A 22,494-nucleotide genomic window follows, 5' to 3' on the forward strand; every position below is an offset into this window, starting at 1 on the left:
ACCCGCTCGCGGCGGCGCCTGGCCATGGCCGCCAGCCTGGTCATGGCGATGGCGATAGGCGGCGTCACGGGCTGGAGCGCCCACGAGACGACCCTGGCCGGCCGGGTGCTGCCCATGCAGGACGCGGTGCAGGCCTATCGCATGTTTGCAGCCGCCGACGCGCCGCGGCCGGATGTGCGCGCCGATGCCAATGAATTGCAGGGCTGGCTGGACGTACATTTTTCGCAGGCGCAGCGCCTGCCCGACCTGAGCGCCAGCGGCTTCACGCCGGTTGCCGCGCGCCTGCTGGCCACGGATCAGGGGCCGGCCGCCATCGTCATCTACGACAACGCCGGGCAGCGGGCCACGTTCTACATTCGCCCGCCCGGGCCGGGCAACCAGTTCCTGCCCCAGGGCAGCCGGCGCGACGGCGAGCTGCAGGCCCATTACTGGTCGGGGCAGGGATACAACTATGCGCTGGTCACTTCGGGCGACGGCGCGGCGTGACGCCTATATCGTCGCCACCGGCGTCACGGGCGAGCCCACCGCGCCCGGCAGGCGCAGGGGCGGGGCCGTCAGGAAAAAGCGGTGGCGGCCCTGCGCCTTCAAGGCCGCGGCCAGCCCGGTCAGGTACCACAGTTCGCCCAGCGGTATGCCCAGCTTGAACAGGCACAGTTCGTGCAGGGGCATGAAGGCGCCCTGCAGGCCCAGCGGGCCTTGCGGCGGGCGGCGCTCTACCGCGTAGTTGTCGGCAATCAGCGCGGCGATCTGGCTGTCGCGGATCCAGTCGCGCAGGCGCTCGTCGCGGCCGTCCAGCACGCTGCAGGCGCCGTGCAGCACGTGCGGATCGGGCTGGCGGTCCATGGTCAGCAGCACGTCCGAGAACCCGGTGTGCAGGCACAGCATGTCGCCGGCCTCGACCGTGATGTCGTCGTCCCGCAGTACCTGCATCAGGTCGTCGTAGTCCACTTCGCGGCGCGTATCGCCGAAATGCTTGCGCAAGTCCACCAGCACGCCGCGGCCCTGGATGGGCGTGGCCGCGAAGTTGTCTATGCCCAGCCGGGCCGCGCGCACCGGTTGGTGCTCGCCATCTTCCGCCATGCGCGATGCGCCCTGGATGTGCTCGCCGCCCGCATAGCCGTTGTAATACACCGGCACCGGCTCGCCGGTGCCGTGCACGTCGAACATGGATCCCACGTGCGCGAAGCTGTCCCACTGTGTCGAATACTGGGTATACAGCACCACGTAGTCATCGCAGATCACATCCGTCACGCCCGGGTGTTCGCAGCAATGCGCCATGTTGTAGGCAAACTTGCCCTTGCGCGTGGTGGCGCGCAACTGCGGCGGGTAGCGGAACGGATTCAGCAGATTGCCGCCCGGGTAGTCCAGGGGCAGGCTCAGGCAGAAGCGCTCGCCGGTGGTGATTTCCCCGGCGGCGGCCGCCACGCGCGCCGGCGTCAGCAGGTTCAGGCGCCCCAGTTGGTCATCCGGGCCGAAGTCGCCCCAGTTCGATCCGGGTGGCCGATGCTTCCACCGCGGTTGTGCTTGTTCGCCGCTCATGCGCGTTCTCCGGTCGTGTTGGCGGTGGGTTTACTGCACCTTGATGTCCGCGTTGCGGATCACCGATCCCCATTTTTCGGATTCGCTCTGGATGAAGGCGCTGAATTCCTGCGGCGTGTCGCCCAGCGTCAGCATGCCCTGCGTGTCCAGCTTCTCGCGCACGGCCGGGTCTTGCAGCGTTTTCACCAGCGCGGCGTGCAGCGTCTGCACGACCTCGGGCTTCATGCCCGCCGGCCCGACAATGCCCATCCAGCCTACCGCTTCAAACCCTTCGTATCCCTGGCTGGCCAGCGGCTTCACCTGCGGCAGCGCCGGAATCGAGGTCTTGGTGGTTACCGCCAGCGCGCGCAGGTCGCCGCGATTGATAAACGGCGTCACCGTGGGCGATGCCTCGAACAGTACGTCGATCTGACCGCCGATCAGGTCGGTAATGGCCGCCGGGCCGCCCTTGTACGGCACATGCAGCATTTGCACGTTGGCGCGCTGCTTGAACATTTCCTGCGTCAGGTGGCTGGTGGACCCATTGCCCGGCGAGCCGAAGTTCAGCTTGTTGGGCTGGGCCTTGGCCGCCGCCACCAGGTCCTGCACGGACTTGATGTCCGATTTGGCCGACACCACCATGGTTTGCGCCACGGCCGCCACGTTCATGATGGCGGTGAAATCCTTCACGGGGTCGTAATTGGTGTTCTTGAACAGGTGCGGCGCAATGCCCAGCGGCCCGCTGGAGCTCATGCCCAGCGTGTAGCCGTCGGGCGCGGCGCGCGCCACCAGGCCCGTGCCCAGCGTACCGCCGGCGCCGGGTTTGTTCTCGACAATAATGGGTTGGCCCAGCACCTTGGACAGCCCGTCGCTGATCACGCGCGCCAGCAGGTCCACCGACTGGCCGGCGGGGTAGGGCACCAGCATGGTGATGGGCTTGCCGGGATAGTCCTGCGCCGCGGCGGGCAGGGCGATGGGCCCGGCCACGCACGCCAGCAGGGCGGCGGCCAGGATGTTCTTGGTGTTGCGCATGCTTGTCTCCCTTGTGCGCCGTTCCCGCCGGCGCCTGTGTTTATAGATTTTGTCGTGCCGTGGTGCGGCCGACGGCTGGCCGGTGTGGATGGCCCGCCCGGGAATTATGGGCAAACCCGGTGCCGCACGGCTATCTTTAAACTACCTTCAGAAGATATAAAATCTACGATGTGAATACCCACTTTCTGCTTACCTTGTTGGCCATCCACCGGCATGGCTCCATGGCCGAAGCCGCCCGCCGGCTGAATATCACCCATGGCGCCGTGGCCCAGCAAATCCGGGCGCTGGAAGCGCACGTCAACGCGCCGCTGGTGGCGCGGTCGGGCAAAACCGTGCACCTGACCGAAGCCGCGCATCGCATCCTGGAAACATCGCAGAAAATCTTGGACGACGTCGAGTCCTTGCCGGTGCTGGCCCATACCCGCGAGATCCGGGGTGAATTGCGGCTGGGCACGGGCAACACGTCGTTGAACAGCACGGTGCCCAACATACTGGCCACCCTGGCGCAGCGCTATCCGGGCCTGCACGTTTTCATCCGGGCCGGGCTGTCCACCGAGTTCTATGCCAGCGTCGAGAATGGCGACCTGGACGTGGCCATCGCCCTGGAAGCGCCGTTCGAACTACCCAAGCGGCTGGCCTGGCGGCTGCTGCGCGAAGAGCATTTCTCGCTGCTGGTGGCGGCCCAGCACCAGGGCCGCGGCGCCCAGGAACTGCTGGCCACCGAAGACTTCATCCGCTACGAAGCCGGCAGCTGGATAGGCAACCTGATCGACCAGTACCTGAAGAAAACCGGCATCGCCACGCGCGACCGCTACGAACTGGCGTCCACCGAGTCCATTGCGCTGATGGTGAACCGCGGCTTGGGCGTGGCCATCGTGCCCAATGCCTGGAGCCTGTGGAAACAGGGCTTGAACGTGATCAGCCTGCCGCTGCCCGTGCCGTGCCAGCCACGGCGGTTCGGGCTGATCTGGGCGCGCTCGTGCCCGCGCATGCAACTGGTGGAAGCGTTCGTGAAGGCGGCGGTGGAAGAATACCGCTGCTGACCGCCGCCCGCTGGTGCTATTCCATCTTGGCGCCCGACATCTTGATCAGGTCGCCATAGCGTTCAAGTTCGCTATCCATGAAGCCGCCAAACGCCTTCGCGTCCTGGGGCGCGGGCACCTGCGCACCCATGTTTTCCAGGTGCTGCTTGATTTCCGGCGACTGCACCACCGCGTTGATTTCCTTGTTCAGGAAAGACACTACCGTCTTGGGCGTACCCGCCGGCGCCACAATGCCGTACCAGGCAAACGCGATCATGTCGGGCAGGCCCAGTTCCGCGAACGTGGGCACGTCCGGCAGTGCGGCCGTGCGGTTCTCCGACGCCACCGCCAGCGCGCGCAGCGAACCGGCCTTCACCTGGTTCACGGAGCCAGTGTCGATCATGAAATCCAGCTGCCCGCCCATCAGCGCGGCCGCCGCCGGGCCGCTGCCCTTGTAGGGCACGTGCACAATGTCCGCGCCCGTCAGGTGCTTCAGCAGCGATGCCGCCAGATGCTGCGACGAACCCACGCCGGCCGAGCCGTAATTCAGCTTGCCGGGGTTCGCCTTGGCATCGTCCATCAGTTCCGCATACGTCTTGTACGGCGACGCTTTCGGCACTTCCAGCACATTGGGAATCTTGGCCACGAACGACACCGGCGCGAAATCCTTGGCCGGATCGAAACCCAATTGCTTGTACAGATGCGGGTTCGCCGCATTGGTCGAACTGGTGGCCACCAGCAGCGTATAGCCATCCGGCTTGGCGCGCACAAACGCCGCCGTGCCGATATTGCCGCCCGCACCCGCGTGATTTTCCACCACCACCGTCTGGCCAATGCGTTCGGTCAGCCCCTTGGCGATCAGCCGGCCCAGCACATCGGTGGCGCCGCCCGGCGACCACGGCACCACCAGCTTGATGGGCGCCGACGGATAGGCCGCCTCGGCCGCCGCGGCCGGCCCGCTGAACGCACCCGCGGCCACTACCGCCGCCATCAAAGACTTGAACAAGAACCGCCGGTCAATACGCGCCATTCAGGGGCCTCCACTTCATGTTTTATGCACCAAGAGCATCTCCCGCAGTCTGGCCGTCTTGCCTTGGGGCAAGGGCGGCGTCATGGGCGATGCGCGGAAGTGGATGATAATCCTTAAGGAATTGTCAGACAATCAAGTGCCGTGGAAGAACCCCGCATGTGCGGTACCCACGCGCCAGCAGGCATAATCCGACAGACAGAGCACGGAGAGCGGTAGCCATGAGCCTCAGCATCCTCGATCCAATCGGACACCTGCACAGCGGCGATATCCGCGCTGCCTATCGCGCCGAACGTCCGCAGGCGCCGCCGCAAACCGAGCGCGTGGCGGGCTCGCGGCCGGCGCTATTCGCGCGCCTCGCCGACGGACAGCCCGCTGCGGTGTCCACCCGGAAGACCGTCCCAACGCAGCCAGGCGACAGCGTCCGCACGGGAGAATGGCTGCGCGATCTGCACGCCACGCATCGCCTGAACAGCGCCGTCCAGGCCTTTATCGACGAGCAAGCCATGCTCCAGGCGCGCGCCCACGCGGCCAATGACCTGGGTACCATACAGGGGCTGCTACCGTTGCAGCCGTATCGATTCGCCATGGGCAATCCGCCGCTTCAGCCGCAACAACTGGCGGCGGCGGCCGGCCTTGCGCCGGCAGCGGTGGGGCCGGTGGCCAATGTGGCCCCGCTGCGCAGCGCCACCGACGACGCGCTTGGCACCGGCCCCGGCGCCCGGGTGTGCGATCCCGCCCGCCGCGTCGCTACGGACGCCTAGCCGCCAGACCTTAACCGCCAGGCGCAAGTTCTCGCCTGGCCAATTTCTCGTCACTCAACAGGAGCCTGTCTTGGAGCACACCTCGACAGCGGCGCTGGAACGCCGCATTGCCATCGTCGAAGACAAACTCGCGATCTACAACCTGATCGCGTCCCATCCGCTTAGCGCCGATACCGGATACGGGCCCTTCTTTCCCGAGGTTTATACCGAGGACGCCGTCTTCGACCGCGGCGCCAGCGCGCCGGGCGCGGTCGGCCGCGACAAGTTCGTGGACCTGGTGGAAAGCGAGGCGCATCAACAAGCCTTGGACGGCGGATTGGCGCACTTCGGCAACCTGCCCTATGTCGAGCTGGATGGCGACACGGCCGTCGTCACCTCTTACCTGATGCTGGTCCGCTTCGACCGCGATGCGCCGGAATCGGAATTGCCCAACCATGGACTTTCACGGGGCCACAAGATTTTTCGCGTCATCGCCAACCGGTGGATCGTGGTGCGCACCGACGACGGATGGCGCATCAAGGAACGCAAGCTTTTCCCCATGGACGGCAGCGGGCCCGCGCGCGAGTTATTGCACGATGTCGTCTCGCGTTGAATGGCGGTAATCCCCTCAGTGTGAAGAAACATACACAGAAGCCGCATGCGCGGGCGGCACGGCGAATTCCGCCTTCATCCGCCGGACTTCTTCCACCGGGCTGCGCCCGAACAGGCGCTTGAATTCACGGCTGAACTGCGAAGGGCTGTCATAGCCTACTTCGGCGCTTGCCGCCGCGGCTGTCATGCCGTTACGCACCATATGCAGGCGCGCCTGGTGCAGGCGTATCGATTTCACGTATTGCACGGGGGAAGTCTCTGTTACCGCCTTGAAGTGCGTATGGAAGGTGGGCACGCTCATTCCCGCTTCCCGCGCCAGTTGTTCGACGCTGAAATCGGTATTGAACGATGCGTGGATGCGGCGCAGCGCGCGGGCGATCTTGCCGAACTGCCCATGCATGGCCAGCGCCGCCCGCATCGATGCCCCTTGTTCTCCGGTGAGCACATGGAAATAGATTTCCCGAACCAGCGCCGGCCCGAGTATGCGGGATTCCAACGGATGGCTCATTGCTTGCAGGAAGCGCACCAGGGATTCGCATAACCGCGAGTCCATCGGGGTGGACATCAGGCCGCGCGGCCGCGCGGGTTCCATCCCGCCGTGCTGGTCGATCTGCAGCATCAAATCGGCAGCCAGCTTCAAGTCCAGGTGCATATAGATTGCCAGCAGAGGTTCCCGGGCGCTGGCGTCTGTTTCCATCGTGAACGGCACAGGTACAGAAACCGCCAGATAGTGCTGCTTGTCATACAGGTAGACCTGGTCGCCAAAATACCCGCGCTTGCTGCCCTGGCACACGAACACGATGCCAGGGTCGTAAAGCACGGGCACGGCGGACAAGGGGCGATTGGACCGCAGGAACCTGACATCGGGCAGGGCGCTCAGGTTGTATCCCTCGCAAGGCGCCAGCCGTTCCAGCATGGGCGCCAGGCGCCTTTCCTGGGTACGCGTGCCGCGCGTGGCGGCGTTGTCTGCCGCGTTCATGGCCAGACCCTCCGTAAACAATACCTGGCAGCTTTTCAGGGTTGCGCCAGAATTGCTGTTCATAGAATTGGGCAAGAATAGCAGACCCAGGGCCATTCATTTCCAGATTTTCCATAACTATTATTCAAGAACCGGGTCCGCCGCATCCCGCTCGGCCCGAATTGGCAATCAACTGGAACTGCAATCAACATGATCAACGTCATCAACCCCGCCGACGGTGCCATCGTCGGGCAAGCCCCCGACATGGACGCCGCCCACGTAAAGGCGGCCATAGACCGGACCTGCGCAGCCTTTCCCGCCTGGTCGCGCAAACTGGCAAAAGAACGCGGCGACATGCTCCGCCGCTGGTTCGACCTGGTGAAGGCCGACAGGCAAGTCTTCGCCGAAATCATGGTCCGCGAAAACGGCAAATGCCTGGCCGAAGCCCTGGGTGAAATCGACTACGGACTAGGCTTCATCGAGTGGTATGCCGAAGAGGCCAAACGGGTGTATGGCGACACCATTCCGTCGCACGCCGGTAATGCCGCTGTCCTGGTCATGAAAGAGCCAGCCGGCCCCACCGCGGCCATTACGCCCTGGAATTTTCCCTTCATGATGATCACCCGCAAGGTGGCAACGGCGTTGGCGGCGGGCTGCACGATGGTGATCAAGCCGTCTGAAGAAACGCCGCTAACGGCCTACAAACTGTTGGAATACGCCCGCAAGGCCGGCATTCCCGAAGGCGTGTTCGAGATGGTGACAGGAAACCCGCAGGCCATCGGCGAACTGTTCACACAGGATGACCGCATCCGCAAGGTTTCCTTCACGGGGTCCACCGCGGTAGGCAAGCTGCTGGCGGCCGCCAGCGGGCGCGCGCTGAAGAAAATGACGCTCGAGCTGGGCGGCAACGCGCCGTTCATCGTCTTTGACGACGCCGATATCGATCAGGCCGTGGCGGGCCTGGTGGCCGCCAAGCTCAGGAACTCGGGTCAAGTGTGTATTTCGCCCAACCGCGTTTATGTGCAAGAGGCCATACACGATCGCTTCGTTGCGGTGCTGGCCGAAAAAGTTGCCCAGGTGCGCGTCGACAGCGGCATGCAGCAGGAATTCGTCGTCGGCCCGCTTATTAACCAGCCAGGCTTTGACAAGGTCGTGCAGTTGGTTGAAGGCGCCAAGCGACAAGGGGCGTCGGTATTGCTGGGCGGCAAGCCTCATGCCAAGGGTGGGCTGTTCTACGAGCCCACTATCCTGGCCGGCCTGAATGACGAAATGCCGATAGCCCACACCGAGATCTTTGGGCCGGTCTTTCCTGTTTACCGCTTCCGCCACGAGGATGAGGCAGTCGAAAGCGCCAACAATACCGAATACGGCCTGGTGGCCTATGCCTATACGCGCGACGTCGGGCGGGCATTCCGCTTGTCCCGCGATATCCAGGCCGGCATGGTGATCTTGAACTCAGGGTCGGTGGGCACGGCTTCGGTGCCCTTCGGCGGCGTCAAGCAATCCGGCTATGGACGCGAAGGCGGCTTCTACGGCATCGAGGAGTACGTCGAAGTGAAGTACGTGCTGATGGGCGGCCTGGATGGCTGAGCCTGGGGGGCGGTGTTGTGGTGGGCCGCGCCGCATCCGGCGAATAACATCTCCAGGCTCTTGACACTCAGCCGACCAACTAGTAGATTGACTGCCTATGAATCTGGAACTTTCCCCCCGCGCCGCCGAAATCGCCGAGCACACCAAGGTGCTGCTGGCCGCCGGAGGCTATAACGGGTTCAGCTACGCTGACCTGTCCGCCAGGGTACGTATTGGCAAACCCAGCATCCACCACCATTTCCCCAGCAAGGCGGACCTTGTGCTTACCGTAGTAATGCTGCATCGCCAGCAGGCCAGGGAAGGGTTGGCTGCGCTGGACGCCCATGTGCCCGATCCGCTGGCGCGGCTGAATGCCTACACCGAATACTGGGCCAAATGCATACGCGAGGGCACGGCGCCCATCTGCATCTGCGCCATGCTGGCGGCCGAAATGCCCATGATTCCGCAAGATATCGCCGACGAAGTCAGCGGCTACTTTGCAGACCTCACCGCCTGGATCGCCGCCGTACTGGAAAATGGCGCGGCCCAAGGCCAGTTCCAGCTGGCGGAAAGCGCCGCCACAGAAGCCCGGACATTCATGTCCACCGTGCACGGCGCCATGCTGACGGCGCGCGCGTTCAATGATCCCGCCGCCTTCCAGGCGGTCTCGCGCGCCGCGATCGGCAGGCTGACGGCCGCTTGACCGGAAGGCCGTCCTTTTTTTGTGCAAATAATCGACCAACTAGTTGGTTGTTTAATCGGAAGCCATCAATTCTTACCGGAGTCACCCACATGCCGCATCCACTTTCCGCCCTGGGGGCGGTGCATACCCTTATCAGTGCCGTTCCCTTCATCGCCGGCGCCTACAGCTTCTGGCGTTACCACGGCATCGATCGCGCCACCACTTCAGGAAAGCTTTACCTGGGCGGATTGGTCCTGTCGGTTCTGACGTCGTTCGGGCTTTCCAGTACCGGCGGTTTCAACGTGGGCCACGCGCTGGGCATTCTGGCCTTGCTGGCGATAGGTGGTGCGTTGGCCGCGCCGCGGCTGCCGGTGCTGGGGCGCGCGCAAGCGTATCTGTCCCAGTTCGGCTTCACGTTCAGCTTCTTCCTGCTGCTGGTGCCAGGCATCAACGAGACGTTGACGCGCCTGCCGGTTGCGCACCCCCTGGCTGCCGGGCCGGAATCGCCCATCGTGCGCGGCACGCTGGCGGCATGGCTGCTGATCTTCGCGCTGGGCTCGGCGCTGCAGATGTGGGCCATTCGATCCCAACGCCGGCAGGCCCCGCGACCCTGATACCGGGCAGCCCGCCACCATTGCTTTCGAGAGTTTGCGCGGCGCGCCTTTCGATGGTTGTTCCTGCTTTCCGCGCCGCGAAATTTCACGGCGATGCTCAATTCGCCAAGGAGAACCCGCATGACCACATCACGAATCCGCAAGTTCGCCGCCGGGGCAATCACTGGCGCCGCCCTGGTAGCCGGCGGCTTGGCCGCGATATCGACGGCCCAGGCCGCGGACCAGGCCACCCGCGTGCGAGGCACGGTGGTGGCGCTACAGAACGACCAGTTGCAGGTGCAGTCGCGGGAAGGCCAGGCCGTGACCGTGACACTGCAGCAAGGATGGATGGTGTCCGCGGTGAAGAAGGCAGCCATCAGCGACATCAAGCCGGGAGACTTTGTCGGCATCGCGTCCTTGCCCAAGTCCGAGGGCGGCGATGGTGCGCTGGAAGTGCTGATCTTCCCGCCGGCGCTTAAAGGGCGCGGCGAAGGCAGCTACGGCTGGGACTTGAAACCCAATAGCACCATGACCAACGCCACCGTGGGAGACGCCGTCAAATCGGTGGATGGCAGCGTGGTCACCGTGAACTACCACGGCAAGGAAAAGAAGATCTCCATTCCCAACGGCACGCCGGTGGTGACCCTGGCGCCGGCCACGGCCGACGACGTCCAGCCCGGCACAGCGGTCTTCATTCCCGCGCAAAAGGGCGCGAATGGCGGGTTGTCCACGGCGCAGTTGATCGTAGGCAAGGACGGCGTCGTCCCCCCGATGTGATGCCTCGTTCCTGAACCCACCCTGCCGGCTGGCCAGTACCGCCAGCCGGCCTGAAAGCCTGCCATGAACACCGCCAAACTCAAACATCCGGCCCCGCCAGCGCGCGCGGCGTCTACACAACTCATTACGCGGCATTCATTGACGGTGCGCGTCACGCACTGGGTGAATGCGCTGTGCCTTTCCATCCTGCTGATGAGCGGGCTGCAGATCTTCAATGCCCATCCCCGCCTGTACTGGGGAAAATACGGCGCGGACGCGGACCCGGCCATCATCGCCATTGGTGCTTTACCTTCGTGGCTCACCATCCCCTCGTACCACGACCTGGGGGCCGGCCGGAACTGGCATTTCCTGTTCGCCTGGTTGCTGGTCATCAACGGGCTGCTGTACCTGATGCACGGCTTGTGGCGCGGCCACATCCGGCGCGACCTGCTGCCCAACCGCGACCAACTGCGCCCGCGCCACCTGTGGCGCGAAGTGCGGGACCACGCCCGGCTGCGTTTCCCCAAGGGCGACGAGGCGCGGCGCTACAACGCCCTGCAAAAGGCCAGCTACCTGCTGGTGGCGCTGGTGCTGATTCCGCTGATGGTATTAACCGGCATGACCATGTCGCCCACCATGGACGCCGGTTTCCCCTTTCTGTTGGACCTGTTCGGCGGACGCGCATCGGCCCGCACGCTGCATTTCATCACCGCATCCCTGTTGGTGCTGTTTGTGGCGGTGCATGTATTGATGGTGGTGTTGTCCGGCTTCTGGAACAACCTCAGATCCATGATCAACGGCCGCTACGCCATCGACCGCTCGGAGCACACATCATGAAGCCAGACCTTGCACGCCGCAGAGCCTTGCTGGGCCTGCTGTCGGGCGCCGGCGCCGGGCTGCTGGCCGGCTGCGACGCCCTGACGCAAAGCGCGGAAATGGGATCCGTGCTGCGCAACACCGAAAAACTGACGATGCATGCCCAACGGCTGATAGTCGGCCGCCACGCCCTGGCCCGGGAATATAGCGTTGCCGACCTTTCGCCGGTATTCCGGGCCAACGGCACCCAGGCGCCAGACTCGGAAGAATACGCGCGCCTGCTGGATGGCGGTTTCGCCGATTGGCGGCTACAGGTGCAAGGCCTGGTCCAGCAGCCGCTAAGCCTGTCGCTCGCCGACCTGAAGCGCATGCCGTCGCGCACCCAGATCACCCGGCACGACTGCGTGGAAGGATGGAGCGCCATCGGGCAATGGCAGGGCGTTGCCTTGGGCCGCATCCTGGACCTGGCGCGCCTGAAGCCCGGGGCGCGCTACGTGGTGTTCCATTGCGCGGATGAACTGGAAGTTACCTTCGACGGCAGCGGCCGCTACTACGAAAGCATCGACCTGCTCGACGCCTATCATCCCCAGACCATTCTTGCGTATGCCATGAACGGCAAGAGCCTGCCCGTGGCCCATGGCGCTCCGCTGCGGCTCAGGGTCGAGCGCCAACTTGGCTACAAGCAGGCCAAGTACCTGATGCGCATCGAAGTTGTTTCTTCCTTCGACGCCCTGTGGGGCGGCCGGGGCGGCTATTGGGAAGATCGTGGCTATGAATGGTATGCGGGCATCTGAGGCGGCGCGCCGGCTGAATGCCCGGGAACTGAAAAACATGCTCGACGATGACGAAGCACTTGAAGGCGTCGAGGCATGGCTGCTGCGGCAAGACCCGTACATCAAGCTGACGCCTGGCAAGGCTGGCCACGAAGCTTGTACACTGCCTGAATCGCCGGCGGGTTGGCTGTTACGCCTTGTTCAACATGCACGCGCGGCCATGGCGAAGCCCGCGCTAAATGGAGAACCTGTATGTACTTCATCGGTTATCACGGCACCAGCGAAGCCTCGGCCGTGAACATCCTTACCGTAGGGGTTCAGGAACGCTTCCTTCCCCCCACTGGGCAGATCGGCCGCGGCTTCTACGTTGCGAAAATGAACGGCGCGTTGCCGAAGTGGGGCGCCGAGCAGGCGACAGCACCCGCCCGCGCGCGCCAGCCGCGCTTTACGCAAATGATCAGCCTGCTGACCGGCGAAGCGAAGAACCCGTGGCTGGACAACAGCGCCAAGCGGGCCATCCTGAAAATCTATTCCACCCGTCCGCTGCTGCGCTGCAACTGGAACATCATGAACTCCGGCGACTTCGCGGTCTTGAAAGCCGTGCTGTATGGCGATGGCGGCCCGGGCCTGGATGTATTGGCCGATGCCCAATGGCTGCAGATGGTGATACCGCCAGAAGAAATCCAGTACCTGCGTGCCCGGCGAGACGACGGCGTATTCGAAATGCCGCAAAACTGGCGCAGCAAGGAATCCCATATCTAGGGCAAAGCGCATAGGCCGCCGGAAAAAGCATCGACATGGACGCCAGCGAAATCATCCAAACCCTGGGCATGCAGCGCCATCCGGAAGGCGGCTGGTTCGTCGAAACCTTTCGCGACGACACCCAGGGCCAGGCGCGTGCCCATTCAACGGCGATCTACTACCTGCTTGAAGCCGGCGACAGCTCGCATTGGCACCGTGTCCGCGATGCGGCGGAAGTCTGGCATTTCTATGCCGGCGATCCGCTGCTGCTGAGCGTTTCCGATGGCAATCAAGTCCAGGACATCACGCTGGGTACTGACCTCGCCAACGGCGAAAGGCCGCAAGCCGTGGTGCCCGCCGATTTCTGGCAGGCCGCCCGGCCCCTGGGGCGTTTCACCCTGGTGGGCTGCACCGTCGCGCCCGGGTTCGACTTTGCCAGCTTCGAGATGGCCGATGCGGGTTGGAGTCCTGGCAACGGCCCGGCGGGCCAGGTGGGCTAGGGCGGGGAACCCGAGGAACCCGCCAGCATCGTATCGGCGATATCCAGCATCGCCCGCAAGCGATCCATATGCCGCAGGTCGTGGTGGTAGCCCACCCAGATATCCCGGGTGGGGGGCGGGTCGGGCGTTTCGATACGCTGCAATCCGGGCACCGCATCGCCCAGCGGCCTGGGCAGCACGGCAATGCCCAGGCCGCGCAGGCACATCTGCGCCTGAACGGCGCGGCTCGTGCTGGTGAAGACCCGCCGCGACAGGGGAAACCTGTCGAGCAGCCACGCAACGTCGGGAAAATGCGATTGCGCGGTATTCATCAAAATAAGCCCCACCGACCCCGCATCGTCTTGCATCGCGCGCGCGGTGTCGGCCGAGCCATAAAGACCATATGGCATCGTCATCAAGCGCCGTTGGACAATATCCGGTTCGCTGAAGGGCACGATGCGAAAAGCCACGTCGGCATCGCGGCGCGACAGATTCAACAAGCGATAGCTGGCCATTACCTCTGGCACCACGGCCGGATGGCGGCGCGCCAGTTCGGCCAGCACAGGCGCCAGCACATAACCCGCAAACCATTCCGCCGCCGAGATCCGCAAGATACCCTCGAGCCGCGCGTGATTGCCCGCCAGGCGCCGTTCCATGGCCAGCGCGGAACTCTCCATGGATTCCGCCAGCGCCAGCACGGTGTCGCCCGCATCCGTCAGCACCAGCCCGTTACTGGTTCGGCGGAATAGCGGCTGCTGTGCCTCGTCTTCCAGCGCCTTCACCCGGCGCCCGATGGTGGGATGGCTAACCCCCAGGCCGCGGGCCGCCGCGCCGAAAGACCCGCCGCGCACCACCGCCAAAAAGATCCGGACGTCGCTCCATTCCATGCCATGAATACCCGTTCAAAAATGCACGAATAATGTACATGAACGGCAGTTCACAAACAATTGTGTACACCTCACCATGAGCGCCTGCCACTAAACCGGCCCATTTCGGGCCGGCGGGATCAGGAGTCTCACGACATGAGCAAATTGAAAGACAAGGTCGCCCTCGTTACCGGCGCCTCGAAAGGCATAGGCGCGGGCATTGCCCGCCAACTCGCGGCCGACGGCGCCAACGTCGTCGTTAATTACGCCTTCAGCAAGCACGGCGCCGACAACGTGGTTGCCGACATCGAAGCCGCCGGCGGACACGCCGTGGCGGTGGGCGCGGACGTTACCAAGCAGGCAGAAGTCGACGCACTGATCAAGGCGGCCATCAGCCACTTCGGCCGATTGGATATCGTGGTGAACAACGCCGGCGTCTACCAGTTCGCCAAGATCGAAGACACCACCGAAGCACTCTACCGCAAGCAGTTCGACCTGAACGTCCTGGGCCCCCTGCTGGTCAGCGGCGCCGCCGCGCCGCACCTGGGCCAGGGCGGCAGCATCATCAACATCAGCTCATTCGTCACGCGCGTGATGCTGGCCGAAAGCGCCATCTACAGCGGCTCGAAGGGCGCAGTCGACATCATCACCGGCGTACTGGCGCGCGAACTCGGGCCCCGGGGCATCCGCGTCAACGCCGTCAACCCCGGCCTGATCGAGACCGAAGGCACCCATGCCACCGGCGCCATGGGCTCGGACTTCCAGGCATGGAACGAAAACCAGACCCCGCTGGGCCGCATCGGCCAGGTACAGGACATCGCGCCCATCGTGGCGTTCCTGGCGTCCGACGACGCGGCCTGGGTAACGGGTGAAATCATCCTGGGATCGGGCGGCATGCGCTGACATGCCAACCATATCAATACAACCACCCGAGGCCGCGGTTCCTGACCCGCGCCGCTGGCTGGCCTTGGCAGTCTTGCTGACGGGCACCTTCCTGCCGCCCCTGGACTTCTTCATCGTCAACGTGGCGCTACCCTCCATCCGCGCCGACCTGCAAGCGTCTTCCGACGTCTCGCAACTGGTGATCTCGGTCTACGCCGCGGCCTATGCCGTAACCCTGATCCTGGGCGGCCGCCTGGGCGATCTTTACGGACGCAAGCGTGTGTTCGTGGGCGGCATGCTTGGCTTCGGCCTGGCTTCCGCGCTATGCGGCCTGGCGCCGTCGCCAGGCGTGCTCGTCCTGGGGCGGCTGCTGCAAGGCATATCCGCGGCCATCATGGCGCCCCAATCGCTGGCATCCATACACGCCATCTTCCAGACAAGCGAGAAAGGCCGCGCCCTTAGCCTTTATGGCGCGGCCATCGGCCTGGCCTCCGTGGGCGGCCAACTGCTGGGGGGCGTGCTGATATCGGCCAGCCCGTGGGGGTTGGGTTGGCGCAGCGTGTTCCTGATCAACCTGCCCATCATCGTCGCCGCCATCCCGGCCGCCTTGGCGCTGCTACATGAAAATCGCCCCGAACGCTCGGCGCGCCTGGACGTTCCCGGGGCGCTGCTGCTGGCGGCGGGCTTGCTAGCCTTGGTGGTACCGCTAATCGAAGGACGCGAACACCACTGGCCGTGGTGGTGCATCGCCTTGCTTACCCTGAGCTTGCCGCTGCTGTATGCCTTCTGGCGCCATGAAACCAAACAGGAACTCGCTGGCAAGACGCCCTTGGTCCTGCCGTCGCTGCTGGCCAGCCCGGGACTGCGGCGCAGCCTGGCGGCGACATTCCTGTTCTATTCACTGGCGGCATTCTTCCTTGTGTTCGCCGTGTACGAACAGGCGGGCCTGGGGCACGGCGCCCTGGAAACCGGACTGGCGGTCTTGCCGCTGGGCATCGGCTTCTTCCTGGGGCCGCTATGCGGCCCGCCCATCGCTCGGTACCTGGGCACACGAACCGCCGCGTTCGGCATGACTCTGGAAGCCTCCGGCCTGGCCGCCGCCGCGGTGCTGGCGGTATCGGGCGCACCCTCGTGGCTGCCGCCGCCGTTGTTCCTGATTGGCTTGGGACAAGGCATCGCACTGCCCGCGCTGGTGCGGCTGAACGTAGACCAGGTCCACGCCCGCTGGGCGGGCCTGGCTTCCGGACTGGTCAACGCCACCCTGCAGATCAGCGCCGCGGTATCCGTGGCGATGATAGGCGGACTATTCATCGCCATCGCGCCCGACGGCGCAAACGCTCAGCAAGTGTGGCTGGCATTCGCCGTGGCCTCATCGGCCATAGCCGTGGCACTGGCGCTGGCGGCCGGACTAAGTTGGAACCTTATTGAAAAATAGCGCCAGGCTTCGGCGGCGCATTGCAGCGCTTTTTTGGACTAGAGACATGAAAGATAAAGAACACCATGCACCCTGGATGAACGCATCCGTCAGAACGCTACGCCGCGGCCACTTCTGGATTCCGGGCGATCGGGTCAAGCAGGGCGGGCGCACCCACCAGCGCGGCCCCATGTATGTGGAATGGGAAGCCCCCGAAACCGTCACGCGGCCGTATCCCGTCGTGTTGATGCACGGCGGCGGCTTCCAAGGAACAGAATGGTTCGATACACCCGATGGCCGTCCCGGCTGGGCGCAACGCTTCGTGGAAGCCGGTTACGCGGTACTGGTCATCGACCGCCCGGGCCACGGAAGGTCGCCATTCCATGTGGACACACTGGGCGAAATGGGCCCGCCGTTCTCGTACGAGGGGGGTCAACACATCTACTTCCCCGGTGACGACGCGCGGCACACGCAATGGCCCTTTCCGCCAGACGACGCCAGGGCGATGGACGAATTCATCGCGGGCTACGGGCCGCTGCCGGCCAACCTGGAACTGTCGCAGACCCTCGACGCCGATCGCATGGCAACCTTACTGGACCGCATCGGCCCGGCGATACTCGTAACCCACTCGGCCTCCGGCCCCGACGGCTGGCTGGTGGCCGACCGCCGGCCAGACCTGGTCAAGGCCATCGTCGCCATCGAACCCATGGGGCCGCCCTTTGCCGATATCCCCAACATCGGGCCGATGCGCTGGGGGCCTACTGCGGCACCAATGCGTTTCGAGCCGCCGGTGCCCAACGCCGAAGCCGTGCGCAACGCGGCGCCGGGTAGCTTGCGGCTGCCTGCGCTGGAAGGAGTGCCTATCTTGATCGTTACCGCCGAAGCCTCGGCCTTTGCTGCGGCCAGTCCGCCGACTGCGGAGTTCTTGAATGCGGCGGGGGCGTCGGCGGAATTGATGCATTTACCTGACTACGGGGTGTGTGGGAACGGGCACGGGGTTATTTATGAGAGGAATTCTGATGAGGTGTTGGGGAGGGTGTTGGGGTGGGTTGAGCGGCGTACTGAGATGTAGGGATGGGGCCGTTTTGTGGTGGGTATGCGGCAACCAAATTGACACTTGTCGAGTACGCGGCAGACTGAAGGGCCCAGAACCATGCCAGCGCAAAGCCGTGAGAGAGAACGCGTGGCGGCGTTTCTGCATTGGCTTGGTCGTCCTTCTGGTTGCCAGACTGATCAATTCATTCGCGTAAAAGCTGCGGTCGGGCTGACCATAAAGAATTCCCAGCGCGCGTTGCTAGACGCGAGGGAGGAGGGCGTCGGATAGATCTCGAGGAGATGCAGTAGTCGTTTTCATACCCATAATTGGGCTTGTTCATACCCATTTGGGGTTTGTTCGACTAATGGCCCTTGGTCAGTTCACACCTATGCGCTTCGCCACGTACTGAATAGCACTCGGCCGCCAAAATTGGAAAATCCTCTAGTGTGAGGGCAAGACGAGAAAAATCGCGCTAGGAATTTTGAGTGATGCCGGGGCCGGAATCGAACTGGCGCGCCTTGCGGCGGGGGATTTTGAGTTGACGATTTACGGTGTTTGTCTAGGGAAGCGGGGCGAAGCTGAGCGTAGGTTGAAATAGGTAAAAGTAATTGTTAATCAGTGAGTTAGCGTAGCTTAGCGAAATTGGTGAAAACGGATGTGTGTACCTGTACTGTACCGGAAAAAGCGTGTCTCGGTACAGGAGATGCGGGTCGGTGCGCGGGGATCGGCTCCAGCAGTTTTTCGTCGTAGTCGACAATACCCACTCGAACATTAATAGCGAGAATTTTTATTTATATATCAATGGATTGAAAATATCATCATCAATGCCATGAAAAATGCCATTGTTTAGTGACCGGCTTGATCTGCGTATACATCCAAAATTCGATCACGCATGTTTGGACTGTAAAAATCCTTCTTGCTGCTCTTTGGATTGTTGGGATCAAGAAGCCTCGAGTGCACCAGCCCCTTTTCCAACATCAAGGACTTCTTGATGAGGTGAAACTCGTTGTTGAACTTGATGTCTGGCTTGCGTCGTCTCAACTGAGCCTGCAACTCTGCATATGACCATGGATACGCGGCCATAAGTTGGTTCTCGTCCAGACGAATTGCCAAGGCTTCGGGATCACGGGTGACCTGAACATTAGCCGCCGTGTCCAAATTAGACCGGTGCAGCCTCACATCCACGCGCACTGCGACTTGGTACTCACCGTCGGCTACTGCCTGCGTTGCGGTCGCCTGTAGGCGATCGATAAGGCGCTTTTCGTCCTTCGTGACCACCACGGCCCCCACATCATCTGCGCCGTGGAAAAACGCTACGGGTAGCATCAATGACAGGGAGCTAGAGAAATCGCGGTCAAACCACGTCTTGCTCAATGAAACGTAATTACGGACGCTCGCGCAAGCCAATTCCAACACGTTCCGCTGCAATAGAGCGCTCGCAACAATGAAGTGCGTTGCATTGTCACGGACATCGATTAGAGACTCAAGATTCATTGACACCCCTTGGGGCACCCGGTCGGCACGACTTTGAGACTTTTCCAAGGCAGTGATGCACGCAGTCAACTGCAAGGTCATCGGATTGCCAGTACGGTTTTTCTTCACCGTCATGTGCTTCGTGCTCTTGCCCCCACCCTTCAACTTGCGCGGCTCGCGCACTTGGATAACTTTCGGATCGTTCTTGGAATCCTTCAATAGCTTGGCCTTCAAAAGCAGTTCCCAAGCATTGACCGCAAGGATGCAAAACGTCTCTTCGCGGTATGAAAAGGTGGGCTTGTTGTAGACCTCAATAGCGGCAAGCATTGCCGAATGGGATTTCTCAAGAAACTTCTGGTGTAGCGCCATAGCCATTCTACGGGCCTCCATTGCCCTAAATGTACTGACTCTCGTATGGCTCCCGCGACCCGGCGCCTCTAGATGAACAGCTCGCCGACCATGGAAATACTTTACGAGTATGTATTCCAGATGCCAGCCACTACCAGACGCTAGCCTACAGATTCTAGTCGAGAGGCGCTAACAATCACGCGCACACGCTCGCCCATTTGGATCACGCAATGCAATTTGGCAGGATTGATCGATGCAGCACTGAAATCTTTTACCCTGCTAGGCCAGGATGAAATTGATTCTCTAACCTACGGCGCTCGCGCTCTTGGTCAGCGCTCTCGCCCGGCTGCAACGCCAGTTCGGCATCGCTCATACGCTCCAGCACACCACGCAGACGCCCCGTGCAGGCAATGGGTGGCGGTTCGAACTCATAGCCAGCGGCGACCATCTCGGCCCCGATTTCGTGGGTGATGAAAAACGGCTCGCTTGTGCTGTCCCTCTTCATACGCTGCGGCTCCGCTAGTCACTGATCTGATTCGTCATTGCGCTTGCACGATCACTGATAGTCATATGCCAACCCGCTGCTGAACAAGACCTCCGCCTCCTGAGCAGCCGCCACCGCATCCTGCACTTCCCGTCGTTTCAGGTCGAGCACGCGCAGTTTGTCGCTGCCCTTCACCTGGGCAATGGACTCAATCCGGCGATAGGCATCAGCATGGCTGGCCGCGTACAGCGCCAAGCCTTGTAGCTTGGCAAGCGCGTCACTCAAGTGCAGGCCGTGCGGGTCAACCAGGTCAACGACAAGCATTCCATCCTGCTCGACGAAGAACAGGAAGTCCGGGCGGACGATTCCATACTGCTCGGCCTTTTCATAGGCAATCCCCAGCGAAGCCTGTCCAGGCTGCTGCGGATTGCGATACCAGAACGAGAACCCCGACCTTGCGGACTCAGTTTCGACTACCGTCCGCTCCCAGTCATTCAGTTCAGCGGGATACTTGCCGTCATCGTTGCACAGCAAGTGGCTATCCCAGACCGGGAGCACTTTTATCCTGCCGCTTTCATTCGCCTTGGTCGCCTCATAACGGGCTTCAGGCTTAAGCAAGCCCACATCTTGCGGTTCCGTACTCATTTCGATGATTTGCCTATAGGACTCCCGTCGATCATCGCTTAGCGCCTTGATCTCCGCCCCATACTTGGCCAGCCAGTCCTTCGCCAGCTTATCGGCCTCGGCATCAAAATAAGACTGCGCCTCCATCACCAGCCCCAAACCAGCAACGGTTACGCGGGCCTCCATGATGGCCTCAAGAAAGCCTTCCGGATCTTCGTCGCGGTCGGCTTCCTGACTCGCCAGATGGTCAACATACGAATGTGCAATCGCCGGGCTGAAGGTGCGCGCCGCACGGCGGTAGGCATCGTCGATGGCTGCCACATCGGCATCTTCCCAGAATTTCTCCAGACTCCGGCCTTGGCCCAGCATGTCTGCTTTCACGGTTTTACCGTCCACAACTAACACGGACTGCCGCTTGGCCTTGATCTTTGCATCGTTGTCGGCCTGAAACGCATCCAAAGCTGCGTGCATCTTGGCATGTGCCAGTCTACCTGCGCCGGACAGAATATCGTCCGACGCCAACTCGTGCGCCAACGCGGTCAACCTGACTGCTGGCCTGGCACCTCGTTGCGGCCGCGTTTGTGATGGCAACGCCTCGAACGCTTCCCACACGGCAGGCGAAACAGCAGGGTTCGGCAGCACCTCAATGTAGTCGATCAACACGCGCCCAGGCGTTGCCGCCTCATTGCCGGTTGTCAACTCATCGACTACTTGCTCCACGGCCTTGCGATTGAATTTCGGCAATAAGCAATCCACCGAGTTCAGTCGATCATTGCCGGGGATACGGCGGGCCAGAGGCGAACGCACCAGACGGCCTAGCAACTGCGTGATGTGCGTCTTGTCGCTGGCCGCACGGAACGACACCATGACCTCGGCACGCGGGCAATCCCAGCCGGTGCTGATTGCATCCTTCGCAATCAGCACCCGCACCCAGGTCGATTCCTGAACCCGCTGCGGCTCGATGTAGGGCACATCGCGGTTACCAAAGCGCTGCGTGGTGTGATCCCCGAAAACATGCGCCACGCAGGCAGAAGGCAGCTCTGGATACTGTTTGAAAATGGTATCCAGCGCCCGCCCGACTTCATCGGGGTCAGGCGTGTTGGGCACCTGCAAGACCATCAACGGCACGACAACATGGGCTTCTTGCTGCTGCTTGGAGTAAGCGCTCCAGGCAAGACTGGATTCCTTCAATTTATCGGCCGCACGCCGCACCAGCACGGTATCAAAATCGCCAGTATTGTCGGGGATATCCAGCAGGATGGTGTCCTTGATCAGGCCGGATTCCTGCACCGTGGACGCATCCACTTCCACATTCGGCAGCTTGATGTGCTTGCCTGCCGACTCAATCGCCTTGTTGAACCGCTCCACCGTGGCCGAAATACCCCAAACGGCCGGGATACCGGGCACGCTACCCACGCCATTGATCAGCCGCTGGACGATGGTGCTCTTGGCGTTCTGACTGGCTGCTGTCTGTGCGCCCATGCCACGGTGCGCCTCATCCAGCACCAGGTAGAGCGTCAAATCCGGGTCTTCAATGGTGTTCTGGATGGTGTCCCAAATCGTGTAGGCCCTCAGGTCGGGCCGCATGTCCGGGAAGGTGCCGTCCAGCTTGGAGGCCATCTCTTCAGGGTCATGGCCACGCACCAACAAGCTATTCTTGCTGAGCTTCTGGGTGTTGAGAAAATAGATTTTCCCCGCCTGGAATTTCGGCCGGTTGAAGGTGTTTTCCACCACCACCAGGTCGGTATAGTTGATACGGTCACTGGCCTCGATAAAGCGAAAACGGGTCTGCTCGTTCAGCGAAGGATCGTCGCTGAACCAGATCACCACCGCGCCGGGGTCGGCATCGAAGCTGAATTCATCGTCACCGTGAAACAACGCCTCGAACGTGGCGGCGGCCATGACGGTCTTGCCCGCGCCGGTTACCGCAGTCAGTGAAAATGCCGTCCTGTCGGCCTCGCCACGCCACAGACGGCGGGCCTTGCCCAGGTTGCTCAAGGATTCGCGGACGGCGTCGCGCTGGTAGTCTTTTAGCGTGAACTTCAT

23 protein-coding genes are annotated in these 22,494 nt (G+C 62.6%); 15 read left to right on the plus strand and 8 right to left on the minus strand.

From position 1 onward, the window contains the following. On the plus strand, positions 1-486 hold a 486-nt coding region (locus tag LPZ50_RS03685; RefSeq protein WP_419195560.1), incomplete at its 5' end, for an anti-sigma factor family protein. A gap of 3 nt (positions 487-489) precedes the next feature. Here the strand turns inward: LPZ50_RS03685 and LPZ50_RS03690 are convergent. Then, positions 490-1,539 carry a cyclase family protein gene (locus tag LPZ50_RS03690; RefSeq protein ID WP_230657700.1) on the minus strand — a complete coding sequence of 350 codons (1,050 nt, stop codon included), beginning with the start codon at positions 1,537-1,539 and terminating at the stop codon, positions 490-492. 30 nt (positions 1,540-1,569) lie between these two features. Next, positions 1,570-2,550 carry a Bug family tripartite tricarboxylate transporter substrate binding protein gene (locus LPZ50_RS03695; protein WP_230657702.1) on the minus strand — a complete coding sequence of 327 codons (981 nt, stop codon included), beginning with the start codon at positions 2,548-2,550 and terminating at the stop codon, positions 1,570-1,572. Between the two features lie 170 nt (positions 2,551-2,720). Between LPZ50_RS03695 and LPZ50_RS03700 the strand changes: the two genes are divergently transcribed. Further along, on the plus strand, positions 2,721-3,593 hold the full coding sequence (locus tag LPZ50_RS03700; RefSeq protein WP_230657704.1) for a LysR substrate-binding domain-containing protein: 873 nt from the start codon (positions 2,721-2,723) through the stop codon (positions 3,591-3,593). A gap of 16 nt (positions 3,594-3,609) precedes the next feature. On the opposite strand, the gene LPZ50_RS03705 is transcribed toward LPZ50_RS03700, so the two are convergent. Further along, positions 3,610-4,602: a Bug family tripartite tricarboxylate transporter substrate binding protein gene (locus LPZ50_RS03705; protein WP_230657706.1), complete on the minus strand. Its 993-nt coding sequence runs from the start codon at positions 4,600-4,602 to the stop codon at positions 3,610-3,612. A 218-nt stretch (positions 4,603-4,820) separates the two neighbouring features. Between LPZ50_RS03705 and LPZ50_RS03710 the strand changes: the two genes are divergently transcribed. Next, the gene (locus tag LPZ50_RS03710) at positions 4,821-5,363 is read left to right on the plus strand and encodes a hypothetical protein (RefSeq protein ID WP_230657708.1); all 543 of its coding nucleotides are present in this window, start codon (positions 4,821-4,823) and stop codon (positions 5,361-5,363) included. A 70-nt stretch (positions 5,364-5,433) separates the two neighbouring features. Continuing rightward, positions 5,434-5,955 carry a nuclear transport factor 2 family protein gene (locus LPZ50_RS03715; protein WP_230657710.1) on the plus strand — a complete coding sequence of 174 codons (522 nt, stop codon included), beginning with the start codon at positions 5,434-5,436 and terminating at the stop codon, positions 5,953-5,955. Positions 5,956-5,970: 15 nt separating this feature from the next. On the opposite strand, the gene LPZ50_RS03720 is transcribed toward LPZ50_RS03715, so the two are convergent. Next, positions 5,971-6,870: an AraC family transcriptional regulator N-terminal domain-containing protein gene (locus tag LPZ50_RS03720; RefSeq protein WP_419195561.1), complete on the minus strand. Its 900-nt coding sequence runs from the start codon at positions 6,868-6,870 to the stop codon at positions 5,971-5,973. 252 nt (positions 6,871-7,122) lie between these two features. Between LPZ50_RS03720 and LPZ50_RS03725 the strand changes: the two genes are divergently transcribed. The 8 genes from LPZ50_RS03725 (at position 7,123) to LPZ50_RS03760 (ending at position 13,342) form a co-directional block, all read left to right on the plus strand. Next, the gene (locus LPZ50_RS03725) at positions 7,123-8,502 is read left to right on the plus strand and encodes an NAD-dependent succinate-semialdehyde dehydrogenase (RefSeq protein WP_230657714.1); all 1,380 of its coding nucleotides are present in this window, start codon (positions 7,123-7,125) and stop codon (positions 8,500-8,502) included. Between the two features lie 97 nt (positions 8,503-8,599). Then, a complete protein-coding gene (locus LPZ50_RS03730; protein ID WP_230657715.1) occupies positions 8,600-9,184 on the plus strand; it encodes a TetR/AcrR family transcriptional regulator in 585 nt (194 codons plus the stop codon). 89 nt (positions 9,185-9,273) lie between these two features. Next, complete coding sequence (locus LPZ50_RS03735) at positions 9,274-9,777, plus strand: hypothetical protein (protein ID WP_230657717.1); 504 nt, start codon at positions 9,274-9,276, stop codon at positions 9,775-9,777. A gap of 120 nt (positions 9,778-9,897) precedes the next feature. After that, entirely contained in the window at positions 9,898-10,533 is a 636-nt protein-coding gene (locus LPZ50_RS03740; protein WP_230657718.1) for a hypothetical protein, read from the plus strand. Between the two features lie 63 nt (positions 10,534-10,596). Further along, positions 10,597-11,349 carry a cytochrome b/b6 domain-containing protein gene (locus LPZ50_RS03745; RefSeq protein ID WP_230657719.1) on the plus strand — a complete coding sequence of 251 codons (753 nt, stop codon included), beginning with the start codon at positions 10,597-10,599 and terminating at the stop codon, positions 11,347-11,349. Next, positions 11,346-12,122, plus strand: coding sequence for a molybdopterin-binding protein (locus LPZ50_RS03750; RefSeq protein ID WP_230657721.1), 777 nt, complete (start codon positions 11,346-11,348; stop codon positions 12,120-12,122). Before LPZ50_RS03745 ends, LPZ50_RS03750 begins: the two co-directional genes overlap by 4 nt. 231 nt (positions 12,123-12,353) lie before the next feature. Further along, entirely contained in the window at positions 12,354-12,863 is a 510-nt protein-coding gene (locus tag LPZ50_RS03755; protein ID WP_230657723.1) for a hypothetical protein, read from the plus strand. A 35-nt stretch (positions 12,864-12,898) separates the two neighbouring features. Next, positions 12,899-13,342, plus strand: a complete 444-nt coding sequence (locus LPZ50_RS03760; protein ID WP_230657725.1) for a cupin domain-containing protein — start codon at positions 12,899-12,901, stop codon at positions 13,340-13,342. Here LPZ50_RS03760 and LPZ50_RS03765 read toward each other — a convergent pair. Continuing rightward, positions 13,339-14,208, minus strand: coding sequence for a LysR family transcriptional regulator (locus LPZ50_RS03765; protein ID WP_230657727.1), 870 nt, complete (start codon positions 14,206-14,208; stop codon positions 13,339-13,341). The genes LPZ50_RS03760 and LPZ50_RS03765 overlap by 4 nt on opposite strands. Before the next feature lie 135 nt (positions 14,209-14,343). Here LPZ50_RS03765 and LPZ50_RS03770 point away from each other — a divergent pair, with 135 nt between their 5' ends. The 3 genes from LPZ50_RS03770 to LPZ50_RS03780 are packed head-to-tail and all read left to right on the plus strand — an operon-like array spanning position 14,344 to position 17,555. After that, on the plus strand, positions 14,344-15,090 hold the full coding sequence (locus LPZ50_RS03770) for a glucose 1-dehydrogenase (protein WP_230657729.1): 747 nt from the start codon (positions 14,344-14,346) through the stop codon (positions 15,088-15,090). A 1-nt stretch (position 15,091) separates the two neighbouring features. Next, the gene (locus LPZ50_RS03775; protein WP_230657731.1) at positions 15,092-16,504 is read left to right on the plus strand and encodes an MFS transporter; all 1,413 of its coding nucleotides are present in this window, start codon (positions 15,092-15,094) and stop codon (positions 16,502-16,504) included. 46 nt (positions 16,505-16,550) lie between these two features. Next, positions 16,551-17,555, plus strand: a complete 1,005-nt coding sequence (locus LPZ50_RS03780) for an alpha/beta hydrolase (RefSeq protein WP_230657738.1) — start codon at positions 16,551-16,553, stop codon at positions 17,553-17,555. 810 nt (positions 17,556-18,365) lie between these two features. On the opposite strand, the gene LPZ50_RS03785 is transcribed toward LPZ50_RS03780, so the two are convergent. The 3 genes from LPZ50_RS03785 to LPZ50_RS03795 all read right to left on the minus strand — a co-directional run bounded on the left by LPZ50_RS03785 (position 18,366) and on the right by LPZ50_RS03795 (position 22,494). Beyond that, positions 18,366-19,367, minus strand: a complete 1,002-nt coding sequence (locus tag LPZ50_RS03785; protein ID WP_230657740.1) for a DUF3644 domain-containing protein — start codon at positions 19,365-19,367, stop codon at positions 18,366-18,368. 244 nt (positions 19,368-19,611) lie between these two features. Then, positions 19,612-19,845, minus strand: a complete 234-nt coding sequence (locus tag LPZ50_RS03790; protein WP_230657742.1) for a hypothetical protein — start codon at positions 19,843-19,845, stop codon at positions 19,612-19,614. 51 nt (positions 19,846-19,896) lie between these two features. Beyond that, a complete protein-coding gene (locus tag LPZ50_RS03795) occupies positions 19,897-22,494 on the minus strand; it encodes a DEAD/DEAH box helicase (protein ID WP_230657744.1) in 2,598 nt (865 codons plus the stop codon).

It is taken from the genome of Bordetella petrii, from assembly GCF_020991325.1.
In the GTDB taxonomy this organism is placed as follows: Bacteria; Pseudomonadota; Gammaproteobacteria; order Burkholderiales; family Burkholderiaceae_B; genus Bordetella_A; species Bordetella_A petrii_E.